Source organism: Pseudomonas benzenivorans (assembly GCF_033547155.1).
Taxonomy (GTDB): Bacteria; Pseudomonadota; Gammaproteobacteria; order Pseudomonadales; family Pseudomonadaceae; genus Aquipseudomonas; species Aquipseudomonas benzenivorans_B.
The window spans coordinates 27,447-49,895 of the sequence record NZ_CP137892.1 but is presented as its reverse complement, the minus strand read 5'-3'; the positions used below and the strand labels follow the sequence as shown (position 1 = coordinate 49,895).

The window sequence follows — 22,449 nt, the reverse complement described above, 5'->3', positions numbered from 1 at the left end:
TCCTTCCCTTACAGGCCAGCGTGGGCCGCGATGGCAGTGGCGATGGCGATGGCCAGGTGCGACGGGTTGCGTTTGATCGAGTACTCGGTCAGCTCCGGGTGACTCTCGACGAAGCTGGTATTGAACTGACCGCTGCGGAACTCCGGGTTGCGCAGGATTTCCTGGTAGTAGGCGGCGGTGGTCTTGACCCCCTGCACGCGCATGTCGTCCAGGGCGCGCAGGCCGCGGTCCATCGCCTCCTCCCAGGTCAGCGCCCAGACGATCAGCTTCAGGCACATCGAGTCGTAGTAGGGCGGAATGGTGTAGCCGGTGTAGATCGCCGTATCGGTGCGCACGCCGGGGCCGCCGGGGGCGTAGTAGCGGGTGATCTTGCCGAAGCTGGGCAGGAAGTTGTTCTTCGGGTCCTCGGCGTTGATGCGGAACTGCAGGGCGAAGCCGCGGTGGATGATGTCTTCCTGCTTGACCGACAGCGGCAGGCCGCTGGCGATGCGGATCTGCTCGCGGACGATGTCGATACCGGTGATTTCCTCGGTGATGGTGTGCTCCACCTGCACCCGGGTGTTCATCTCCATGAAGTACACCTCGCCCTCGGCCAGGAGGAACTCCACGGTACCGGCGTTCTCGTAGCCCACCGCCTGGGCCGCGCGCACCGCCAGATCGCCGATATAGGCGCGCTGCTCGGGGGTCAACTGCGGGCTGGGGGCGATCTCGATGAGCTTCTGGTTGCGTCGCTGGATCGAGCAGTCGCGCTCGTACAGGTGCACGGTGTTGCCCAGGCTGTCGGCGAGGATCTGCGCCTCGATGTGCTTGGGGTTGACGATGCACTTCTCGAGGAATACCTCGGCGCTGCCGAAGGCCTTGGTCGCCTCGGAGATCACCCGCGGGTAGGCCTGTTCCAGCTCCTCGCGGCTGTTGCAGCGACGGATGCCGCGGCCGCCGCCGCCGGAGGTGGCCTTGAGCATCACCGGGTAGCCGATGCGCTCGCCTTCGCGCAGCGCCTCGGCCAGGTCGGCGACGTTGCCCTCGGTGCCCGGGGTGACCGGCACCCCGGCCTTGATCATGCTGCGACGGGCCTCGGTCTTGTCGCCCATGCGACGGATCACTTCGGCGCTCGGGCCTATGAACTTGATCCCGCGTTCGGCGCAGATCTCCGCCAGTTCGGCGTTCTCCGACAGGAAACCGTAGCCCGGATGCAGGGCGTCGCAGCCGGTTTCCACCGCCAGGTTGACCAGCTTGCGCGGGTTCAGGTAGCCGGCCAGCGGATCGTCGCCGATGCCGTGGGCCTCGTCCGCACGCTTGACGTGCAGCGCCATGCGGTCGGCGTCGGAGTAGATGGCCACCGAGCGGATGCCCATCTCGGCGCAGGCACGCACGATGCGCACGGCAATCTCACCACGGTTGGCAATCAGGATTTTCTTGATCACAAGCTTTTTCCTCGGCCAGGCTCTGATAGATCGGTTGCAAGCGCAGCGGCCACGCCGGGCTGCGCGTGACCGCCTGCTGGCGGCCGCACGGTTACCCTACGCCGATCAACGAATTACCTAAAATCAATAATAATTTGATTGGCTATAAGCAAAAGCTAATACATTCTAGGCGACGCCCCGAGAGGCTCCGCCACGAAGACTCGCCAGACGAGGTAAAAAGTGCGTAAGTCGTTGATGCGCATGACATTGCGCCAGCTGCAGGTATTCCGTTCGGTGTGCCAGCAGCGCTCCTACAGCCGCGCCGCCGAGGAGATGTCGCTGACCCAGCCGGCGGTCAGCCTGCAGATCCGCCAGCTGGAGGAGCTGCTCGGCCAGCCGCTGTTCGACTACGTCGGCAAGAAGCTGCACCTGACCGACGCCGCCGAGGCCCTGCAGCGGGCCAGCGCCGATATCTTCGGCCGCCTGGAGAGCCTGGACATGCAGTTGACCGACCTGCAGGGCTCGCTGCAGGGGCAGCTGAGCCTGGCGGTCGAATCCAGCGCGAAGTACTTCGTGCCGCACCTGTTCGCCGCTTTTCGCCGCGAGTACCCCGAAGTCAATCTGCAGCTGGTGGTGGTCAATCACGCCCAGGCGCTCAAGCGCCTGAGCGCCAACCGCGACGACCTGCTGATCATGTCCCTGGTGCCGTCGGACATGGCCCTGGAGTTCCTGCCCTTCCTCAACAACCCCATAGTCGCGGTGGCGCCGCCCCAGCATCCGCTCTGTGCCCGCGAGCAGCTGAGCCTGCAGGACCTCAGCGCCTGGCCGCTGCTGGTGCGCGAACCCGGCTCCGGCACCCGCCGCGCCTGCGAGGAATACTGCCACCAGAAACGCGCGCACTTCGCCCAGACCCTGGAAGTGGGCTCCATGGAGGCACAGGCCGAGGGGGTGATCGCCGGCCTCGGCCTGGCCCTGCTGCCGCGTCACGCGGTGCGCCGCGAACTGGCCCAGGGGGTGCTGCAGGAACTGGCGGTGACCGAGCTGCCGCTGATGCGCAGCTGGTGCCTGGCGCATCCGCGGGGCAAGTACCTGTCGCCGGTGGCCCAGGCCTTCTTCGCCTTCGTGCGCAGCCAGCGCAGCCAGATCAACGCCCTGGCCGAGCGCTTCGCGGCTCCAGGGCCTGGGCTGCCGCCAGGTAGTTAGCGGCGATCAGCTCGGGATAGTCGGACAACTCCTGCTGCAGCAGGCGCTGTTCGGCGTAGCTCTCGATGGCCCGACGGTAGCTCATGCGCCGTTGGTCCAGCAGCTTGCGACGGGTCTTGGCATCGAGCTTGGCGTACGGCTGCGCTTCATCCACATGGCGAGACATGGTGTGACTCCCAGGCTGACTCTCGGAAGCCTCAGCATGGCCGCACGCCGTGACGCTTTGACGGCGAAACGATGACGCCGGGATGACCATGGCCCGCGGGCCATGGACGACGGCGTCTAGTGCTCCTCGACCGCCTTCACCGACTTGGGCGACAGGCGCAGGCTGCGCAGGCTGCGTTTGACGCTCTTGAGGTGGTTGACCAGGCTCGGGCCGCGGGCCATGGCCACCCCCATGGCGAGCACGTCGATCACCACCAGGTGGGCGATGCGCGAGGTCAGCGGGGTGTAGATCTCGGTGTCTTCCTGTACGTCGATGGCCAGGTTGACCGTGGCCAGGTCGGCCAGCGGCGTCTGGCTCGGACACAGGGTGATCAGGGTGGCGCCGGTCTCGCGCACCAGGTTGGCGGTGATCAGCAGGTCCTTGGAGCGGCCGGACTGGGAGATGCAGATGGCCACATCGGTGGGCTTCAGGGTCACCGCGCTCATCGCCTGCATGTGCGGGTCGGAGTAGGCCGCGGCCGTCAGCAACAGGCGGAAGAACTTGTGCTGGGCGTCCGCCGCCACCGCGCCGGAGGCGCCGAAGCCGTAGAACTCCACGCGCTGGGCCTGGGCGCAGGCGGCGATGGCCTGCTGCAGCGCCTGGGGGTCGAGGTGCTCGCGCACCTCCATCAGGGTGTGCAGGGTGGTGTCGAAGATCTTCAGGCTGAAGTCGGCGACCGAGTCGTCCTCATGGATGGCGAACTGGCCGAAGCTGGCGCCGGCGGCCAGGCTCTGCGCCAGCTTGAGCTTGAGGTCCTGGAAGCCGCCGCAGCCGATGGCCCGGCAGAAACGCACGATGGTCGGCTCGCTGATGCCGACGCTATGTGCCAGTTCGGCCATGGAGCTGTGCATCACCGCCGCCGGATCGAGCAGGACATGGTCGGCGACCTTGAGCTCCGACTTGCGTAACAGGTGGCGGGACTGGGCGATGTGCTGCAACAAATTCACAAGATTAGGCTCGGCTGAAAGGATGACAAATCCGTCGGCGTCCCCTCCTCCGAATGGCGACTCGGTTATGATCGGGGGCACGCCGGGTTGTAGTGACCTTGTAGTTATACTACATGGCCGGCGCCCCCGCACGGCCAAACCGAGTCGGAGTTCCTGCTTTGAGCATTTCCTGTGACATGCTGGTCTTTGGCGGCACCGGCGACCTCGCCCTGCACAAGCTGCTGCCCGCGCTCTACCACCTGCATCGCGACGGGCGCCTGCACGCCGACATGCGCATCCTCGCCCTGGCCCGCAGCCCGCACAGCCGCGCCGCCTACCAGGCCCTGGCCGAACGCCGCTGCCGGGCCCAGGTGGCGCGGGCCGACTTCGACGAAGCCAGCTGGCAAGGCTTCGCCGCGCGCCTCGACTACTTCGCCATGGACGCCGGACAGAGCGCCGACTTCGGCCGCCTGGCCAAGCACCTGGGGCAGGCCGAGGAGCGGGTGCGGGTCTATTACCTGGCCACCGCGCCGGACCTGTTCGAGGACATCGCCGCCCACTTGCAGATCGCCGGCCTGGCCGGCCCCCGGGCGCGCATCGTGCTGGAGAAGCCGATCGGCCACTCGCTGGAGTCGGCCCAGGCGATCAACGCCGCGATCGGCGCGGTGTTCGACGAGCCGCGGGTGTTCCGCATCGACCACTACCTGGGCAAGGAAACCGTGCAGAACCTGATGGCGCTGCGCTTCGCCAACGCCCTGTTCGAGCCGGTCTGGCGCGCCGGGCATATCGATCACGTGCAGATCAGCGTGTGCGAGACCCTGGGCGTGGAGAACCGCGGCGGCTACTACGACCACGCCGGGGCCATGCGCGACATGATCCAGAACCACCTGCTGCAACTGCTCTGCCTGGTGGCCATGGAGGCGCCGGTGCGCTTCGATGCCGAGGCGGTACGCAACGAGAAGGTGAAGATCCTCGAGGCCCTCAAGCCGATCTCCGGTCTCGACGTGCAGGACAAGACCGTGCGCGGCCAGTACACCGCCGGCAAGATCGGCGGCCAGGAGGTGCCGGCCTACTACTTCGAGAAGCAGGTGGACAACGACAGCGACACCGAGACCTTCGTCGCCATCCAGGTGGAGATCGACAACTGGCGCTGGGCCGGCGTGCCCTTCTACCTGCGCACCGGCAAGCGCATGGCGCGCAAGGCCTCGGAGATCCTCATCCAGTTCAAGCCGGTGCCGCACCGCCTGTTCGGCGACGGCGAAGCCAACCGCCTGCTGATCCGCCTGCAACCGGAGGAGCGCATCAGCCTGCAGCTGATGGCCAAAAACCCCGGCAAGGGCATGCGCCTGAAGCCGGTGGAGCTGGACCTCAACCTGGCCAACGCCTTCAGCAAGCAGCGCCGCTGGGATGCCTACGAGCGCCTGCTGCTGGACGTGATCGAAGGCGATTCGACGCTGTTCATGCGCCGCGACGAGGTGGAGGCCGCCTGGCAGTGGATCGACCCGATCATCCAGGGCTGGCACCAGCACTACCAGAGCCCGCGCCCCTATGCAGCCGGCAGCAACGGCCCGGAGCAGTCGCAGAGCCTGCTGGAGCGCCACGCGCGGCAGTGGGCGGACTGAGCCGCGGCCAGTGCGGCGCCCTCAGGCCGTGACCGCCAGCGTTCGCCGGAAGTACAGCGGCAGCAGGACCAGCACCCCGGCCCCCAGCGCCCCGGCGACGAGGAACAGGCCGGCATAGCCCAGCCAGGCCGCCAGCACGCCGCTGGCCGCGCCGACCAGCCCGCCCAGCAGCAGCTGCGCCGAGGCCTGCAGGGTGAAGTCGGCGCCCTCGTGCTCGGCGCGACACTGGCGCATCATCGCGGCGAACAGCGCCACCGTGGACATGCCGTCGGCCGCCTGCTCGAACAGCGCCAGGCCATAGACCAGGGCGTGATTGTCGCCGGCCTGCACCAGTGCGGCCATGGCGGCGATACCCAGGGCCTGCAGCGCGCCGAACAACAACAGCGCCCGCAACACGCCGAGGCGCGCGTAGAGCAGGCCGCCGAGCAGCGCCCCGGCGATGCCCACCAGGCTGCTGAGCAGGGTCAGCCGGCCCAGTTCGGCATTGCTCCAGCCCTGGTCCACCAGCATCGGCTTGATCATCGGCGAACCCAGGGCATCGCCGAGCTTGAAGCTCAGCAGCACCGCCAGCCACAACCACATGCCCGGCTGCGCCAACAGGCCGCGGTAGTGGCGCAGCAGCAGGCCGGCCCCCGGCGGCTCGGCCAGCGCCGGGCGAAAGGGCAGCTGCCGGCGCTCGGCGAAACGCCAGATCGGCAGCAGAGTCAACAGCAGCGACAGCACCAACAGGCCCATCGACAACGACCAGCCGACGCTGTCGTACACCAGCAGCAGGCCGCTGCCGCTGACCAGCATGCCGACCTTGTAGCCGCCCACCTGCAGGCTGTTGCCCAGGCCGCGCCAGCGCTCGCTGAGCAGGCGCACGGTGAGGCCGTCGGTGGCGATGTCCTGGGTCGCGGCCGCCAGGTTGACCAGCAGCAACAGCCCCAGCAGCAGCGGCAGCTGGCTGCCGAATAGCGCGGCCGGCGACAACAGCGCCAGGGCCGCGACGACCAGGGCGATGCCGCCCTGCAGCGGCAGTATCCAGCCGCGGTGGTGGCCGAGCCGCGGCGAGGCCAGGCGATCGACCCAGGGCGCCCACAGCACCTTGAGCAACCAGGGCAGGGCCAGCAGCTTGAGCAGGCCGATCAGCGCCAGGTCGACACCGTGCTGGCGCAGCAGCACCGGCAGGGAATGGGCGATCAGCCCCGAGGGCAGGCCCTGGGCGCAGTAGAGCGAGGCCAGCAGCAGCAGGGTGGCGTTGGCCGGGCGATCCGGGGAAACGAGACGATGGGTCGGCATGGCCGGCTCAGCACAGCAGCGCGGCTTGCTCGCGCAGCAGCTGGGCGAAGGCCGACGCCTCCACCGGCCGGCTGATCAGGTAGCCCTGCAGCTCGTCGCAGTGCTGGGCCTTGAGGAAGTCCATCTGCGCCTGGGTCTCCACCCCCTCGGCGACCACCTTCAGCTCCAGGCCGTGGGCCATGGCGATGATCGCCCGGGTGATGGCCGCATCCTCGCCGCCGGCCGCCAGGTCGCGGATGAAGCTCTGGTCGATCTTCACGTAGTCCACCGGGAAACGCTTGAGGTAGCTGAGCGAGGAATAGCCGGTGCCGAAGTCGTCGATCGCCAGCTTGACCCCCAGGTCGCGCAGCTGCTGGAAGGTGGCGATGACGCTCTCGACGTTGTCCAGCAGCTGGCTCTCGGTCAGCTCCAGCTCCAGCAGGTGCGGCGCCAGGCCGCTCTCCTCCAGCACCTGGCGCACCAGGCTGGTCAGGTTGCCCTGGCGCAGCTGATGCACCGACAGGTTCACCGATACGCGGATCTCCGCCAGGCCCTGGTGCTGCCACTGGCGCGCCTGCTGGCAGGCCTGGCGCAGCACGAACTCGCCGATCGGCGCGATCAGCCCGGTTTCCTCGGCCAGGCTGATGAACTCGCCCGGCGGCACCAGCCCGAGGCTCGGATGACGCCAGCGTACCAGCGCCTCGGCGGCCTTGACGCTGTCGTCGGCCAGGCACAGCTTGGGCTGGTAGAACACCTCCAGCTGGCCCTCGTCGATCGCCTTGCGCAGCTGGTTCTCCAGCTGCAGGCGCTCCAGGGTGCAGGCCTGCAGGTTGTCGGTGAAGAACTGGAAGGTGTTGCCGCCCAGGTGCTTGGCATGCTGCATGGCCATGTTGGCCTGGCTGATCAGCGCGGAGATTTCCCGCGCGTTGTCCGGCAGCAGGCTGATGCCGATCGAGGCGCTGATCACCAGTTCCTGGTCGCCGACTACCAGCGGCAGGCGCAGCTTGGCCAGCAGGCGGCTGGCCATGCGCGCCAGGCTCGACAGGCTGCCGTAGGAATCGAGCAGCACGGCGAACTCGTCGCTGGACAGCCGGGCGATGCAATCCGCCTCGGGAGCGGCCTGGGTCAGGCGCTGGCTCATCTGGCGCAACAGCTGGTCGGCCAGGTCGTGGCCGAGGCTGTCGTTGAGCAGCTTGAAGCGATCCAGGTCGATATGCAGCAGGGCCAGGCTGCGGCGGTTCTGCCGGGCACGCTGGGCGGCCTCGTGCAGGCGCTGCTTGAACAGGCTGCGGTTGGCCAGACCGGTCAGCTCGTCGTAGTGCGACAGGTAGCGCAGGCGCTCCTCGGTCTCGCGCCGCGCCGACAGGTCGGCGAAGAAGCCGACTATGTGGCTGACCTGGCCCTTGGCGTCGCGCACCACCTTGAGCTGCAGCCACTGCGGGTACAGTTCGCCGTTCTTGCGCGTCTCGACCAGCTCGCCCTGCCAACTGCCGAGGGCCTCCAGCTGCGGGCGGATCATCTGGTACTGGCGGCGCGACTCGCGGCTGCTGATCAGGGTCGCCGCGTTCTGCCCGACCAGTTCGTCCTCGCGGTAGCCGGTGACCTGGAGGAAGGCCTGGTTGGCCGCCAGCAGGCGGTAGTGCGGGTCGAGGATGACGATGCCCTCGCTGGCCGCATCGAACACCGTGGCGGCCAGCCGCTGCTGCTCCTCCAGGCGCTTGCGCGCGCTGATGTCGCGGCGCGTGCCGAGCATGCGCAGCACCCGTCCCTGGGCATCGCGTTCCACCGCCCGGCCGCGATCCTCGATCCACACCCAGTGGCCGCGGGCGTGCTGGATGCGGTACTCGATCTGATAGCCGTCGCTGCGTCCCTTGAGGTGCTCGACCAGGGCCCGGCGCAGCAGCGGCAGGTCCTCAGGGTGCAGCCGTGGTTTGAGGTCGCGCAGCATGATCTGCACGGCCTCCGGCTCCAGGCCGAACAGCTCCTTGAGGTGCGAGTGGTGCACCTCGTCGGTTTGCAGGTTCCAGTCCCACAGTCCCAGCTCGCTGGCCTCCAGGGCCAGGGCCAGGCGCGCCTGGCTCTTGCCCAAGGCCTGGGTGGCGGCATCCAGCTCCAGGGTGCGCTCGGCCACGCGCAGCTCCAGCTCGCCATGGGCCTCGCGCAGCTCGTGCTCGGCCCGACGGCGCTGCTCCACCTCCCGCGCCAGCTCGGCGTTGAGGTTCTCGGCCTGCTGCTTGGCGTGCTCCAGGTTGTCGATCAGCGCCTGGTTCTGGAAGCGCTGCAACAGGCTGCGTTGCACCAGGCGGTTGACCTGCCAGGCCACCACCAGCAGGGCCAGGGCCAGGATCACCCCGAGCAGGCCCCAGCCGCGCAGCAACTGGTGCTCGCTCAGCAGCAGGTAGGCCAGGGTCGGCACCAGGCAGGGCAAGGCGAAGGTCAGGAAGGCCGTCAGGTTGATGGCATAGGCGACGCTGGCGGAGAGGATCGCCGCGGAAATCAGGCCGTAGAGCAGGGCCTGCTGGAAGAACTCGTCGGCCGGCACCAGGGCGATGGCGGCGAAGGCCAGGGTCAGGCCGGAAGCCGCGGCACCGAACAGGAAACGCCAGCGCCAGTGCGGCAGGGCCTGGCGGCTCGACGGCGCCAGGTTGAAGGCCTGCACCTGAACCAGGCGCAACAGCGCCAGCAGCACCAGCCAGACCAGCCAGCCGCCGAGCAGCAGCCGGGTCTGCGGGGACCACAGCAGATAGGTGCAGGCCAAGCCGTTGAGCAGCATCAACAGGGTCGGCGCCCGCGAGCCCTGATAGAGCAGGCGGGTGCGCTCGACGGCGATCTGCGTGGCGAACTGGCGGTGGATCGAACTGCTGCTGTCGAGCGGTGGCTCCGCGAGGGCGGCGTTTGGCGTGGCTGTCATAGGCGATGTTCTTGTAGTGGTTGCCTAGGCGTCGGCGGAGCATACCCGAGCTAGACGCCTTGCCCAAGCGACCAGAGCGCATTTTCCGACGCCTGCCCCCACACCTGCACCCGCGCTCGGCCAGGCAAGCGGCGGTCGCCAGGTTGACCCGCCGGTCGTCCGCCATCGCCTGCCGGCGGCGGCGGTTTGCCCTGCTGGGCCCCGCCCCCTAGAATGCCGCGATGCGCGACGATCTCTCCCTTCTGCTCAACTCCCTCAACGATGCCCAACGCCAGGCCGTGGCCGCCGGCCTGGGCCGTCAGTTGGTCCTGGCCGGCGCCGGCTCCGGCAAGACCCGGGTGCTGGTGCACCGCATCGCCTGGCTGATCCAGGTCGAGGGTGCCTCGCCCCACAGCGTGCTGTCGGTGACCTTCACCAACAAGGCCGCCGCCGAGATGCGCGCGCGCATCGAACAGATGCTCGGCCTGAATCCGGCCGGCATGTGGGTCGGCACCTTCCACGGCCTGGCCCACCGCCTGCTGCGCGCCCACTGGCAGGAGGCCGGGCTGGCCGAGAACTTCCAGATCCTCGACTCCGACGACCAGCAGCGCCTAGTCAAGCGGGTGATCCGCGAGCTGGGCCTGGACGAGCAGCGCTGGCCGGCGCGCCAGGCCCAGTGGTTTATCAACGGGCAGAAGGACGAAGGTCTGCGTCCGCAGCACATCCAGCCCGGCGGCGACCTGTTCCTCGCCACCATGCTGAAGATCTACGAGGCCTACGAGGCGGCCTGCGCCCGCGCCGGGGTCATCGACTTCTCCGAGCTGCTGCTGCGCGCCCTGGACCTGTGGCGCGACAAGCCCGGCCTGCTCGAGCACTACCAGCGGCGCTTCCGCCACATCCTGGTGGACGAGTTCCAGGACACCAACGCCGTGCAGTACGCCTGGCTGCGCCTGCTCGCCAAGGGCGGCGACAGCCTGATGGTGGTGGGCGACGACGACCAGTCGATCTACGGCTGGCGCGGCGCGCGGATCGAGAACATCCAGCAGTTCTCCGACGACTTCAAGGACGCCGAGGTGATCCGCCTGGAGCAGAACTACCGCTCCACCGCCGGCATCCTCAAGGCCGCCAACGCTCTGATCGCCCACAACCAGGGGCGCCTGGGCAAGGAACTGTGGACCGAGGGCGGCGACGGCGAGCCGATCAGCCTGTACGCGGCGTTCAACGAGCACGACGAGGCGCGCTACGTGGTCGAATCGATCGAGGACGCCCTGCGCAAGGACGGCCTCAGGCGCAGCGAGATCGCCATCCTCTATCGCTCCAACGCCCAGTCGCGGGTGCTGGAGGAGGCCCTGCTACGCGAGAAGATCCCCTACCGCATCTACGGCGGCCAGCGCTTCTTCGAGCGCGCCGAGATCAAGAACGCCATGGCCTACCTGCGCCTGCTCGACGGCCGCGGCAACGACGCGGCGCTGGAACGAGTGGTCAACGTGCCGGCCCGCGGCATCGGCGAGAAGACCGTCGAGGCGATCCGCGAATACGCCCGCGGCCACGAGGTGTCGATGTGGGAGGCGGTGCGCCTGATGCTGGCCGGCAAGGCCCTGCCCGGCCGCGCGGCCGGCGCCCTGGCCGGCTTTGTCGAGCTGATCGACAACCTCGCCGCCAAGGTACTGGAGATGCCGCTGCACCTGATGACCCAGACGGTCATCGAGCAGAGCGGGCTGATCGCCTACCACCAGGCGGAAAAGGGCGAGAAGGCCCAGGCGCGCATCGAGAACCTCGAGGAACTGGTCAGCGCCGCACGCGCCTTCGATAACGACGAAGACGACGAGCTGACCCCGCTGCAGGCCTTCCTGAGCCACGCCTCGCTGGAGGCCGGCGACACCCAGGCGGCGGAGAACGAGGACAGCGTGCAGCTGATGACCCTGCACAGCGCCAAGGGCCTGGAGTTCCCCCAGGTGTTTCTGGTGGGCATGGAGGAAGGCCTGTTCCCGCACAAGATGAGCCTGGAGGAACCCGGCCGCTTGGAAGAGGAACGGCGCCTGGCCTACGTCGGCATCACCCGGGCCATGCACAAGCTGGTGATCACCTACGCCGAGACCCGCCGCCTGTACGGCAGCGAGACCTACAACAAGGTGTCGCGCTTCGTCCGCGAGATTCCGCCGCAGCTGATCCAGGAAGTGCGCCTGTCCGGCAGCGTCAGCCGGCCCTTCGCCACGCCGGGCCGCGGCACAGCTGGCGGCATGTTCGCCGGCAGCGCCGTGCCGGACACCGCCTTCAGCCTCGGCCAGCGGGTGCAACACGCGCTGTTCGGCGAGGGCACCATCCTCAACTTCGAGGGTTCCGGCGCCCAGGCCCGAGTCCAGGTGAATTTCGAAAACGAAGGCAGCAAGTGGCTGATGCTCAGCTACGCCAAGCTGCAGGCGCTCTGACAAGCACCACAACCACACCACTGCGCAACTGGGGAGACTCTCGATGAACCGCCGTTACCTGTTCGGCGCCGCCGCGGCCCTGCTCGCCGCCCTCGGCCTGGCCGGCTGCAAGGATGAACAAGCCAGCACGGAGCAGGCCGCGGCCGAGCCGATGCAGCGCTTCGAATGGAAGATGGTCACCGCCTGGCCGAAGAACTTCCCCGGCCTGGGCACCGCCGCCGAGCGCCTGGCCGAGCGGGTGGCGACCATGAGCGACGGCCGCCTGAGCATCAAGGTCTACGCCGGCGGCGAGCTGGTGCCGCCGCTGGAGGTGTTCGACGCGGTGTCCCGCGGCACCGCCGAGCTGGGCCACGGCGCCGCCTACTACTGGAAGGGCAAGGTGCCGGCCGCGCAGTTCTTCACCGCCGTGCCCTTCGGCCTGTCCACCAGCGAGATGAACGCCTGGCTGAGCAAAGGCGGCGGCCAGGCCCTGTGGGACGAGGCCTACGCCCCCCATGGGGTGAAGCCCCTGGCGGTGGGCAACACCGGCATGCAGATGGGCGGCTGGTATAACAAGGAGATCAACTCCCTGGATGACCTCAAGGGCCTGAAGATCCGCATGCCGGGCCTCGGCGGCGAGGTACTCGGTCGCCTCGGCGCCACCACCGTGAACCTGCCCGGCGGCGAGATCTTCACCGCCCTGCAGACCAACGCCATCGACGCCACCGACTGGGTCAGCCCTTACAACGACCTGGCCTTCGGCCTGCACAAGGCGGCCAAGTTCTACTACTACCCCGGCTGGCAGGAGCCCCAGGCGGTGCTCGAGCTGCTGATCAACCAGAAGGCCTTCGACAGCCTGCCGGCCGACCTGCAGGCGATCCTCACCGAGGCGGTCCGCGCGGCCAATCAGGATATGCTGGACGACTACGTCTACCACAACGCCCTGGCCCTGGATCAGCTCAAGCAGCAGGGCACCCTGCTCAAGCGCTTCCCCGACGAGGTGCTGGCCGCCATGCAGCACGAGTCCGAGTCGGTGCTCGGCGAGCTGGCCGCGCAGAGCGAGCTGAACGGCCGCATCTGGGCCTCGATGAAGGCCTTCCAGGCCCAGGTCAGCCAGATGCACCAGCTGTCCGAGAAGGAGCTGTACAACGGGCGTTGAACGCCCGCTGCCTGCCACGCCACGCAGACGGAGCCCTCGGGCTCCGTTTGTCGTCTCGCCCCGCCCCGGCGACATACCCGGCCCATACTCGACTGCGAGGTGAGCCGATGAAGAAAACCAGCACCACAGCCCCGAAGATCCTCGACGCCGCCCTCGAACTGGCCGATGTCTGCGGTTGGGAGCGCCTGCACCTGTTCGATGTGGCGGCGCGGCTGGGGGTCGGTCTGGAGGCCATCGCCAGTCACTACCGGGACAAGGACCAGTTGGTGGAGGCCTGGTTCGACCGGGCCGACCAGGCCCTGCTGACCCGGGCGAGAGCCGCCGACCTGATTCCCCTGGAACCGGCCAAGCGCCTGGAGGAGCTGCTGATCGCCTGGCTCGACTGCCTGGCCGCCCACCGCGCGGTGACCGGACAGATGCTGCTGTACAAGCTCGAACCCGGACACATCCACCTGCAGGTCCTCGGCCTGCTGCGCATCAGTCGCACCGTGCAGTGGTGGCGCGAGGCGGCGCAGCGCGAGTCCGTGCACCTGCACCGCATCGCCGAGGAGAGCCTGCTCAGCGGCGCCTACCTGCGCAGCGTGCTGCACTGGCTGCGCCACCCGGAGGAAGACGCCGCCGAATGCCGTGCCTTCGTGCGCCGGCAACTGCGCGGCGGGCCCCTGCTGATGCTGCTGCGCCGCTAGGCAGGCTGCGGCTCCCTTATACAAGAGCAAAAGCCCGAAACACTCTGCGGCTGGCATTCGCCACCCCGGCCATGCAAGATGCCGTGCAGCGTTCCAACCAACAAGAGACCGACCGAACATGCAGCGTTTTCTCAGCGTCGCCCTGGCCATGTGCCTCAGCCTGGGCCTTACCATGAGTTTCGAAGCCGAAGCCAAGCGCCTGGGCGGCGGCAAGTCGTTCGGCTCCGCGCCGAGCCACCAGACTCGCCAGACTGCGCCACAAAGCCAGCCGGCCGCCACCGCGCCGACCGCCGGTCGTCAGCCCGCCGCCGCCAGCGGTGCCTCGCGCTGGCTCGGCCCACTGGCTGGCCTGGCCGCCGGCGGCCTGCTCGCCTCGATGTTCATGGGTGACGGCTTCGAAGGCCTGCAGATCATGGACATGCTGATCTTCGGCCTGATCGCCTTCCTGCTGCTGCGCTTCCTCGCCGCCCGGCGCCGCCAGGCCCAGCCGGCCATGGCCGGTGGTGCGCCCTACCAGCGCGAGATGCCGGCCGCACCGACCTCGATCTTCGGCGGCAACGGCGCCGCCGCGAGCAAGCCGGCGATCAACGCCCCGGCCTGGTTCAACGAGCAGAGCTTCGTCGCCGCCGGCCGCGAGCACTTCCTCAGCCTGCAGCAGCACTGGGATGCGGCCGAGATGGACAAGATCGCCGAATTCGTCACCCCGCAGCTGCTGGAGTTCCTCAAGCGCGAGCGCGCCGAACTGGGCGACGGCTTCCAGTCCACCTACATCGACAACCTCGAGGTGCAGCTGGACGGCGTCGACGACATGAGCGACAAGACCGTGGCCACCCTCACCTTCAGCGGCCTGTCGAAGACCTCGCGCTTCGACCAGGGCGAGGCCTTCAGCGAAAGCTGGCGCCTGGAGCGCGCGGTCGGCGACAACCAGCCCTGGCTGGTCGCCGGCATCCGCCAGAACTGATCGCACCGCTAACGAAGAACCCCAGGCTTGCCTGGGGTTTTTTATGGCGCCGCCCCTGCCCGCACCGCCACCCGCTCAACGCCGCCCCTTGCCCTTCTGGCCGCTACGGTGACGCTGGCGACAGGCGATCGAGCGCCGCCAGTAGTAGAGCGGCGGCCGCGCCGCCTCAGGCCTGCGGGCACAACTCGCAGACTTCGGCATTGGGCACCAGGCGGAGGAACTGCTCGGTGCTCATGTGCACCAGGCTCTCGTGATCGCCGGCCTCGAAGTAGATGTCCTGCTGCCGGGTCAGCATCGGGTCGACCCGCATGTGCATGCCGTAGGCTTCGCCGACCGCCGGCACGGCACCCAGCTCGCAGTCCTTGAACAGCCCGGCGATGGCCGACTCGCTGCTCAGCTGCCACTGCTCCGCGCCCTTGCACACCATGCTCATGTCCAGATGGCGGTTGGCCGGCAGCACGGCCATCAGGTAATGGCCCTTGCGGTCATCGAGGATCACCGGCTTGGCCAGGCGCTCGGCCGGCACGCTGGCGACCCGCGCCGACTCCAGGCTGCTCGCCGAATGCGGATGCGGCACGACATCGAACTGACACTGCGCACGCTCCAGGCTGCGCTGTAAGGTTGCTGCCATATGCATGATGCACCTCCTCTCACGCCCGTTCGCTGGGCTGTGAACCAGACACCGACCCCCTGTTTGAATTTTAGTCCGCAGGGCAGCACGGGCAGAAACACTTGTGACTAGGTCGCCCGCCTGAAAGCAGTTACGGGCCTATACCCTCGGGTGCCACAGTCTGGCCACGGTCCCTGCGCGGCATCGGCGGCAGCGGAGTTTTTCCCCGGCGCCGGCTGCTGTATAAAGCCCGTTTCAACCCATGAGGGCCCGCTGCCATGGAAGAAGTCATAGAACAGCTGCGCGAACTGAACGAGCCGGTGCCGGTGCCCCTGGAACTGCCGGACGAAGAAACCCTGGTGGAGATCCAGGAACAGATCCTCATCCACCTGCCCTACGAGCTGCGCGAGTTCCTGCTCACCGTCAGCGACGTGGTCTACGGTCGCCTGGAGCCGGTGACCGCCGCCGACCCGCAGTCCCACACCTACCTGCCGGAAGTCGCCTCGGTGGCCTGGGACCTGGGCCTGCCCCGCGAGCTGGTGCCGCTGTGCGAAGACCAGGGCGACTACTACGCGGTGGCGGCGGACGGCACCGTGGTGCTGTGGGAAGGCGACAGTGGCGAGCTCAGCGAGGAAAGCTGGGAAACCGTGTGGCACTGGGTGCGCGACGTCTGGCTGGAGAGCTGAGCCCGTCCGGAGCAGACCGGGCTCAGCCCTGAAGACTGGTCTCGCCCTGCTCCAGCGCCAGCAGGTTGAGCAGGAACTGGCCGAAGAAGCCCAGGTCCTGTTCCATCGCCGCCCGCGCCGCCTTGCCGTCGCCGTTCTGCAGGGCCAGGAACACGTCCTCGTGGAAGTCGTTGAGGCGTAGCGACAGGTCCGCCTCGGTGAACAGGCGGTTGAAGAAGGGCCCGACCTGCAGCCACAGCGACTCGATCAGGCGCAGCAGCACCGGATTGCCGCAGGCCTGGTACAGGTGCAGGTGGAAGCGGCTGTTGTCGGCCAGGTAGGCCTGCACGTCGCGCCGCTCCAGCGCGCCCTCCATGCGTGTGATGCAGTCGTGCAGCGCCGCCAGGTCGGCCGCGCCGATCCGCGCGGCGGCGAGTTCCACCGCCAGCCCCTCGAGGCTGAGGCGCACCGGCAACAACTGCTCATAGCGCTCACGGGTCATCGCCGGCGCTCGCACCGAACGCTGTTGCTCCCCCTCCAGCGCGCCCTCGGCGACCAGCCGCTGCAAGGCGGCGCGCACCGGCATCGGGCTGGTGCCCCACTCGGCGGCCAGGTCGCGGATCTTCAGCCGCTCGCCGGGTTGGAAACGCCCGGCCAACAGGGCCGCGCGAATATTCTGGTACAGCTGTTCCTGCAGGTTGTCGGCCATGGATCAGTGACTCCCGGCCGGTGGTGCGGGCAGTTGGGCCAGGGTCAGTAGGCAGTTGCGCATGCGGTTCTCCAAAGTTTTCAACGAAAGCTGATCTCCTGCGGGCGCGCCTTGTTTTCGATCAGGCAGTTGCCGCCGTCGACCACCAGCACCTCGCCGGTAATGTAGCTGGCTTCGGGCGAGGCGAGAAAAGCCACGGCGCCGGCGATCTCCTGCGGGCGGCCGGCCCGGCCCATCGGCGTGTACCCGGCGGCGTGGCGCTCCTCGTCGGTACTCGATCCGGTGGCGATCCAGCCCGGCGCCACGCTGTTGACCGTGATCCCCTGCTTCGCCACCTCCAGCGCCAGGCCCATGCTCAGCCCGAGCATGCCGGCCTTGGCCGCGCTGTAGGCCGCCTCGCCGGGGTTGCTGCCGCGGGTGCCGGTGGTCGAGCTGATGTTGACGATGCGCCCATAGCCGCGCGCCTGCATGCCCGGCAGCAGGGCGCGGGTGAGCAGGAAGGCGCTGGTCAGGTTGCGCGCAAGGGACAGGTTCCAGGTCGCCAGGTCCATCTGCGCCACCTCGGCGAACGGCTCCGGGCTGCCCTGCATGGCCATGCCGGCGTTGTTGACCAGGATGTCGACCCGGCCGAACTGGGCCTGCGCCCAACTCGCCAGTTCGGCGACCTGCGCTTCGTCGGTGAGGTCGGCGGCCAGCGCGCGAGCGTCTATACCTTCGGCCTGCAACTCGCGCGCACGCTGCTCGATCCGTGCACTGCTGGCGCTGAGCAGGACACGCACCCCTTCACGGCCCAGGCGCCTGGCGATGGCCAGACCGATGCCGCTGTCGCTGCCGGCACCACTGACCAGCGCCACCTGGTCCTGCCAGATCGAATGCGTCTGCATCGCCACTCCTGTGATCACAAATTTGTGGCAATACTAGCAAATATTGCCTCAATGGCGACCCATTGACTTATTTGTGATCACAAATAACAATGTTCATAAATTCGAACGAGGTGTTCAACATGACTGCCAGTGGTATCAGCCCATCCGCCGTGGAGACCTTCGCCGCCCGTGAGCGCGAACGCTTCCTGCAACGCAACCCGAAGTCCGTGGCCCTGGCCGAGCGGGCACGCCACTCGCTGTTCGGCGGTGTGCCGATGCACTGGATGGCCGACTGGTCGACCCCGGTGCCGCTGTTCGTCGAACGGGCCAAGGGCGCGCGCTTCCATGACGTCGACGGCCACACCTACATCGACTTCTGCCTGGGCGACACCGGCAGCATGTTCGGCCACTCGCCCGAGCCGATCGCCAGGGCCATCGCCGAGCAGGGCAACAACGGCCTGACCACTATGCTCCCGGGCGAGGATGCGGTGGTCTGCGGCGAGCTGCTGGCCGCGCGCTTCGGCCTGCCATTCTGGCAGGTCACCGCCACCGCCACCGACTCCAACCGCTATGTGCTGCGCTGGGCGCGCGCCATCACCCGGCGCAATACCCTGCTGGTCTTCGACGGCTGCTACCACGGCACCGTGGATGATGTGATGGTGCGCAGCCGCGACGGCGCCACCGTGCATCGCTCCGGCCTGATCGGCCAGGCCTACGACCTGAGCCAGCACAGCCGCTCGATTCCGTTCAACGATCTCGCCGCCCTGGAGGCCGCGCTGGCCCAGGGCGACGTCTGCGCCCTGCTGTGCGAGCCGGCGATGACCAACATCGGCATGGTCCTGCCCGAGCCGGGCTTCATGCAGCAGTGCCGCGAGCTCACGCGCAAATACGGTTCGCTGCTGATCATCGACGAAACCCACACCATCTCCACCGATATCGGCGGCTGTACCCGACTGTGGGACCTCGATCCGGACTTCTTCGTGGTCGGCAAGCCGATCGCCGGCGGCGTGCCCTGTGGCATCTTCGGCTGCAGCGCGGCGATGGCCGACGCCATGCAGCGCGTCCGCCAGCAGGCCAGCGCGGACAGCCATGGCCACGGCCACAGCGGCATGGGCACCACCCTGTCGGCCAACGCCCTGGCCATGCACTGCATGCGCGCCAACCTGGAACAGGTGATGACCCAGACCGCCTACGACCACATGCTGCCGCTGGCGGCGCGCCTGGCCGACGGCTTCCGCCGCCTGATCGGCAAGCACGACCTGAAGTGGTCGGTGACCGAGCTGGGCGCGCGCAGCGAGTTCCAGTTCTGCCCGCTGGCGCCGAAGACCGGCGCCGAGGCCGAAGCGGCCTTCCACGACGAGCTGCAGATGGCCCTGCACCTGTACCTGATTAACCGCGGCATCCTGATCACCCCGTTCCACAACATGTGCCTGTGCTGCCCGGACACCAGCGCCGCCGATGTCGACCTGCTGATCGCCACCCTCGACCAGGCCCTCAGCGAGCTGCTGGCCATCCCCGGCGCCCGCGAATAATCCACCCTCCGCTCCGGCGCACAACGCGTCCATCAGGTGATGAAATGACCATGCAATTCGCCGATCCCCAGGAAGCCCGCGACTTCCTCGCCCAGCACCCCGAGGTGCGCAGCATCGAGCTGATGCTGATCGACGCCAACGGCATCCCGCGCGGCAAGCTGCTGCACCGCGACGAGCTGCTGGCCCTCTACGAGAACGGTCGGCCGCTGCCCAGCTCGATCCTGGCGCTGACCATCCAGGGCGAAGACGTCGAGGCCAGCGGCCTGGTCTGGGAAGTGGCCGATGCCGACTGCTGGACCTACCCGCTGCCCGGCAGCCTGACTCTGCAACCCTGGCGCGCCCAGGCCACCGGCCAGCTGCAGGTGAGCATGCACCCGAGCCAGGGTATGCCCGCCGCCCCGGCCGACCCGCGGCATGTGCTGGTGCGCGCCATCGATCGGCTCAAGGCCGACGGCTACCACCCGGTGATGGCGGTGGAGCTGGAGTTCTACCTGCTCGACCAGCGGCGCGACGCGGGCGGCCGGCCGCAGCCGGCGCCGCAGATGAACGGCGTGCGCCCGCAGGCACCGCAGGTGTATGGCGTCCATGAACTGGAGCAATTGCAGCCGTTCCTCGACGATCTCTACGCCGCCTGCGAGGTGCAGGGCCTGCCGGTGCGCACGGCGATCTCCGAGTACGCCCCGGGCCAGCTGGAGCTGACCCTGGAACACCGCTTCGACGCCCTGCAGGCCATCGACGAAGGCGTGCGCTACAAGCGCCTGGTCAAGGGCGTGGCCAACAGGCACGGGCTGCAGGCCTGCTTCATGGCCAAGCCGTTCGGCGACCAGGCCGGCAGCGGCCTGCACCTGCACGTCAGCCTGGCCGACGCAGAGGGCAACAACCTGATGGCCAGCGAGCTTTCCGACCTTGAAGGCAGGCAAGGCACGCTGTTGCGCCACGCCATTGGCGGCATGCTGGCCACCCTGGACGACGCCCTGGCGATCTTCTGCCCCAACGCCAACTCCTACCGCCGCTTCCAGGCCAACAGCTACGCGCCGCTGGCCAAGAACTGGGGGGTGAACAACCGCACCGTGTCGCTGCGCGTCCCGGGTGGCCCGGCCCACAGCCGGCACATCGAGCACCGCATCTGCGGCGCCGACGCCAACCCCTATTTGGCCGCCGCGGCCATCCTCGCCGGCATCCACCACGGCATCAAGAACCAGATCGATCCCGGCCAGGCCGTGGTCGGCAACGGCTACGAGCAGGCGCGCGAGACCCTGCCGACCGACTGGCTGACTGCCCTGCGCGCCCTGGAAACTTCCAGCTGGGCCAGGCAGGCGCTGGGCGAGGAATTCCTCAAGGTGTTCCTGGCGATCAAGTGGGCCGAGCTGCGCCAGTTCATGGGCGAGGTCGGCGAGCAGGACTGGCGCTGGTACCTGAGCCACGCCTGAGACGATCACGCCCGACAATCCAACCTTACCTACACTGGACGGACCAGCCACTCGAAAGGAGCCACCCCATGAGCACACCCGTCATCCTCATCACCGGTGCCGCCGGCGGCCTCGGCCGCGCCATCGCCAAGCGCTTCTCGCAGAGTCATTGGCGAGTCACCGCCACCGATGTCGACAAGGGTGGTCTGCACATGCTCAACGGCCAGGTGCCACTGGATTTCAGCTGCACCGCCGACCTGCGCAGCGCCGGCAACTGCCATGAGCTGATCGCCAAGGTCATGGCCAGCACCGGCCGCCTGGACGCCGTGGTCAACGCCGCCGGGGTCTGGCGCGAGGGGCCGGTGGAGCAGTTCGGCGAAGAGGACTTCGACCTGGTCATGGGGGTCAACCTGAAGGCCGCCTTCTACCTCAGCCAGGCGGCCATTCCCCACCTCAAGGAGTTCCGCGGCAGCATCATCAACATCGCCAGCGATGCCGGCCGCCAGGCCTATCGCGGCTCGGCCGCCTACTGTGCGAGCAAGGCGGCGCTGGTGATGCTGAGCAAGACCCTGGCCCTGGAGCTGGCCGAACACGGCGTGCGAGTCAACGCGGTATCCCCCGGCGACATCGCCACGCCGATGCTCGACTACCAGGCCGAGCGCTACGGCAAGGGCAACCCCACGGCCTACAAGCGCGAACTGCTCAACCTCTACCCGCAGGGCCGCGGCGCACGCTTCCTGCGCCCCGAGGAGGTGGCCGAGATGGTCTGGTACCTGTGCCAGCCCCACGCCGAGGCCATCACCGGCGCCGACCTGGCGATCGACTTCGGCCTCTCGGCGGGCCGCTAGCCAGGGGCCCTGACAGGCCCGGTACCCGCCCCCATGCGCACGACGGCGTGACCCGCCCCCGGCCTGGGTCGTTCTGATAGACGGGGCGCCGCGCGCCCCACGCCGTCCCTCAACTGCAGAGAAGCCCATGGAAGCCGGAAACGCCCAACTGTCGATGACCGTGTTGATGACCCCGGATATGGCCAACTTCTCCGGCAACGTCCATGGCGGCACCCTGCTCAAGTACCTGGACGAGGTCGCCTACGCCTGCGCCAGCCGCTATGCCGGCTGCTACGTGGTGACCCTGTCGGTGGACCAGGTGACCTTCCGCGAGCCGATCCACGTCGGCGAGCTGGTGACCTTCCTCGCCTCGGTCAACTACACCGGGCGCAGCTCCATGGAAATCGGCATCAAGGTGGTCACCGAAAATATTCGCCAGCGTTCGGTACGCCACACCAACAGCTGCTTCTTCACCATGGTCGCCGTCGACGACAAGGGCAAACCCACCCCCGTGCCGCCACGCCAGCCCCAGGGCGCCGAGGAACAGCGGCGCTTCGTCCAGGGCCAGCAGCGCCGGGCCATCCGCCAGGAGCTGGAGCGGCGCTACCAGCAGCTCAAGGGCGAGGACTGAGGCCCCGCGCAAGACAGTGCCCCCGCCGGCCTGGCAGAATGCGGGATGACCCCGGCCGATCTCCATGGCCGCCTGGAGCCACCCATGCTGACCCTCGGCAATATCTTCGTCCTGATGCTGCTGGCCACCGCCGGCGCCTGGTTGTGGCACGCCCACGGCCTGCGCGAGCGCGCCCTGGCCCTGGTCAAGCAGCACTGCGCCAAGGCCGATGTCGAGTTGCTCGACGGTAACGTCGCCCTGCGCAAGATCACCCTGCTGGCCGACGCCCGCGGGCGCAAGCGCCTGGCCCGGGTCTACGGCTTCGAGTTCACCGTCACCGGCGAGCAGCGCCACGCCGGCAGCATCGTCATGTTCGGCCAGCAGCTGGGGCGCATCGAGTTGGCGCCGCACCCCTTCAATGCCCCGCCTGCGGACAATCCCCGGGTGATCGAACTGGAGCGCTGGCGCCGCGAGCGCGAACGCGAACGCTGAAGCCTGGGG

At 68.3% G+C, this 22,449-nt stretch carries 20 protein-coding genes; 12 read left to right on the top strand and 8 right to left on the bottom strand.

Annotation, left to right across the window (positions count from 1 at the left end):
* Positions 1-8: 8 nt before the first annotated feature.
* Positions 9-1,424, bottom strand: coding sequence for an acetyl-CoA carboxylase biotin carboxylase subunit (locus SBP02_RS00230; protein WP_318644385.1), 1,416 nt, complete (start codon positions 1,422-1,424; stop codon positions 9-11).
* A gap of 219 nt (positions 1,425-1,643) precedes the next feature.
* Here SBP02_RS00230 and SBP02_RS00225 point away from each other — a divergent pair, with 219 nt between their 5' ends.
* The gene (locus SBP02_RS00225) at positions 1,644-2,606 is read left to right on the top strand and encodes a LysR family transcriptional regulator (protein ID WP_318644384.1); all 963 of its coding nucleotides are present in this window, start codon (positions 1,644-1,646) and stop codon (positions 2,604-2,606) included.
* Here SBP02_RS00225 and SBP02_RS00220 read toward each other — a convergent pair.
* Together SBP02_RS00220 and hexR are read right to left on the bottom strand one after the other, a co-directional pair.
* Complete coding sequence (locus SBP02_RS00220; protein ID WP_318644383.1) at positions 2,548-2,772, bottom strand: PA3496 family putative envelope integrity protein; 225 nt, start codon at positions 2,770-2,772, stop codon at positions 2,548-2,550. The genes SBP02_RS00225 and SBP02_RS00220 overlap by 59 nt on opposite strands.
* Positions 2,773-2,888: 116 nt before the next feature.
* Positions 2,889-3,758 (bottom strand): transcriptional regulator HexR, encoded by an 870-nt coding sequence (gene hexR / locus SBP02_RS00215; protein WP_318644382.1) that lies wholly within the window; start codon positions 3,756-3,758, stop codon positions 2,889-2,891.
* A gap of 113 nt (positions 3,759-3,871) precedes the next feature.
* Between hexR and zwf the strand changes: the two genes are divergently transcribed.
* The gene (gene zwf / locus SBP02_RS00210) at positions 3,872-5,359 is read left to right on the top strand and encodes a glucose-6-phosphate dehydrogenase (protein WP_318644381.1); all 1,488 of its coding nucleotides are present in this window, start codon (positions 3,872-3,874) and stop codon (positions 5,357-5,359) included.
* 21 nt (positions 5,360-5,380) lie between these two features.
* Here the strand turns inward: zwf and SBP02_RS00205 are convergent, their stop codons facing one another.
* Positions 5,381-6,640: an MFS transporter gene (locus SBP02_RS00205; RefSeq protein ID WP_318644380.1), complete on the bottom strand. Its 1,260-nt coding sequence runs from the start codon at positions 6,638-6,640 to the stop codon at positions 5,381-5,383.
* A 7-nt stretch (positions 6,641-6,647) separates the two neighbouring features.
* Positions 6,648-9,530 (bottom strand): EAL domain-containing protein, encoded by a 2,883-nt coding sequence (locus tag SBP02_RS00200; protein WP_318644379.1) that lies wholly within the window; start codon positions 9,528-9,530, stop codon positions 6,648-6,650.
* A 221-nt stretch (positions 9,531-9,751) separates the two neighbouring features.
* On the opposite strand from SBP02_RS00200, the gene uvrD reads away from it, so the two are divergent.
* From uvrD to SBP02_RS00180, 4 genes are all read left to right on the top strand, one after another.
* Positions 9,752-11,938, top strand: coding sequence for a DNA helicase II (gene uvrD / locus SBP02_RS00195; protein ID WP_318644378.1), 2,187 nt, complete (start codon positions 9,752-9,754; stop codon positions 11,936-11,938).
* Positions 11,939-11,981: 43 nt separating this feature from the next.
* Positions 11,982-13,076, top strand: coding sequence for a TRAP transporter substrate-binding protein (locus SBP02_RS00190; protein WP_318644376.1), 1,095 nt, complete (start codon positions 11,982-11,984; stop codon positions 13,074-13,076).
* Between the two features lie 107 nt (positions 13,077-13,183).
* Complete coding sequence (locus tag SBP02_RS00185) at positions 13,184-13,762, top strand: TetR/AcrR family transcriptional regulator (RefSeq protein ID WP_318644375.1); 579 nt, start codon at positions 13,184-13,186, stop codon at positions 13,760-13,762.
* Positions 13,763-13,880: 118 nt separating this feature from the next.
* A complete protein-coding gene (locus SBP02_RS00180; RefSeq protein WP_318644374.1) occupies positions 13,881-14,723 on the top strand; it encodes a Tim44 domain-containing protein in 843 nt (280 codons plus the stop codon).
* Positions 14,724-14,889: 166 nt separating this feature from the next.
* Here SBP02_RS00180 and SBP02_RS00175 read toward each other — a convergent pair whose 3' ends face one another.
* A complete protein-coding gene (locus SBP02_RS00175) occupies positions 14,890-15,360 on the bottom strand; it encodes an aminoacyl-tRNA deacylase (protein ID WP_318644373.1) in 471 nt (156 codons plus the stop codon).
* 251 nt (positions 15,361-15,611) lie between these two features.
* On the opposite strand from SBP02_RS00175, the gene SBP02_RS00170 reads away from it, so the two are divergent.
* Positions 15,612-16,019 carry an SMI1/KNR4 family protein gene (locus SBP02_RS00170; protein WP_318644372.1) on the top strand — a complete coding sequence of 136 codons (408 nt, stop codon included), beginning with the start codon at positions 15,612-15,614 and terminating at the stop codon, positions 16,017-16,019.
* A 22-nt stretch (positions 16,020-16,041) separates the two neighbouring features.
* Here SBP02_RS00170 and SBP02_RS00165 read toward each other — a convergent pair whose 3' ends face one another.
* Together SBP02_RS00165 and SBP02_RS00160 are read right to left on the bottom strand one after the other, a co-directional pair.
* Entirely contained in the window at positions 16,042-16,707 is a 666-nt protein-coding gene (locus SBP02_RS00165; protein WP_318644371.1) for a GntR family transcriptional regulator, read from the bottom strand.
* Between the two features lie 80 nt (positions 16,708-16,787).
* Positions 16,788-17,591, bottom strand: coding sequence for an SDR family NAD(P)-dependent oxidoreductase (locus tag SBP02_RS00160; RefSeq protein WP_318644370.1), 804 nt, complete (start codon positions 17,589-17,591; stop codon positions 16,788-16,790).
* Positions 17,592-17,710: 119 nt separating this feature from the next.
* On the opposite strand from SBP02_RS00160, the gene SBP02_RS00155 reads away from it, so the two are divergent.
* The 5 genes from SBP02_RS00155 (at position 17,711) to SBP02_RS00135 (ending at position 22,440) form a co-directional block, all read left to right on the top strand.
* Entirely contained in the window at positions 17,711-19,102 is a 1,392-nt protein-coding gene (locus SBP02_RS00155; RefSeq protein ID WP_318644369.1) for an aspartate aminotransferase family protein, read from the top strand.
* A 50-nt stretch (positions 19,103-19,152) separates the two neighbouring features.
* On the top strand, positions 19,153-20,532 hold the full coding sequence (locus SBP02_RS00150) for a glutamine synthetase family protein (RefSeq protein WP_318646393.1): 1,380 nt from the start codon (positions 19,153-19,155) through the stop codon (positions 20,530-20,532).
* Between the two features lie 68 nt (positions 20,533-20,600).
* On the top strand, positions 20,601-21,359 hold the full coding sequence (locus tag SBP02_RS00145; protein WP_318644367.1) for an SDR family NAD(P)-dependent oxidoreductase: 759 nt from the start codon (positions 20,601-20,603) through the stop codon (positions 21,357-21,359).
* A 127-nt stretch (positions 21,360-21,486) separates the two neighbouring features.
* Positions 21,487-21,969 carry an acyl-CoA thioesterase gene (locus SBP02_RS00140; RefSeq protein WP_318644366.1) on the top strand — a complete coding sequence of 161 codons (483 nt, stop codon included), beginning with the start codon at positions 21,487-21,489 and terminating at the stop codon, positions 21,967-21,969.
* 84 nt (positions 21,970-22,053) lie between these two features.
* Positions 22,054-22,440: a DUF3301 domain-containing protein gene (locus SBP02_RS00135; protein WP_318646392.1), complete on the top strand. Its 387-nt coding sequence runs from the start codon at positions 22,054-22,056 to the stop codon at positions 22,438-22,440.
* Positions 22,441-22,449 lie beyond the last annotated feature (9 nt).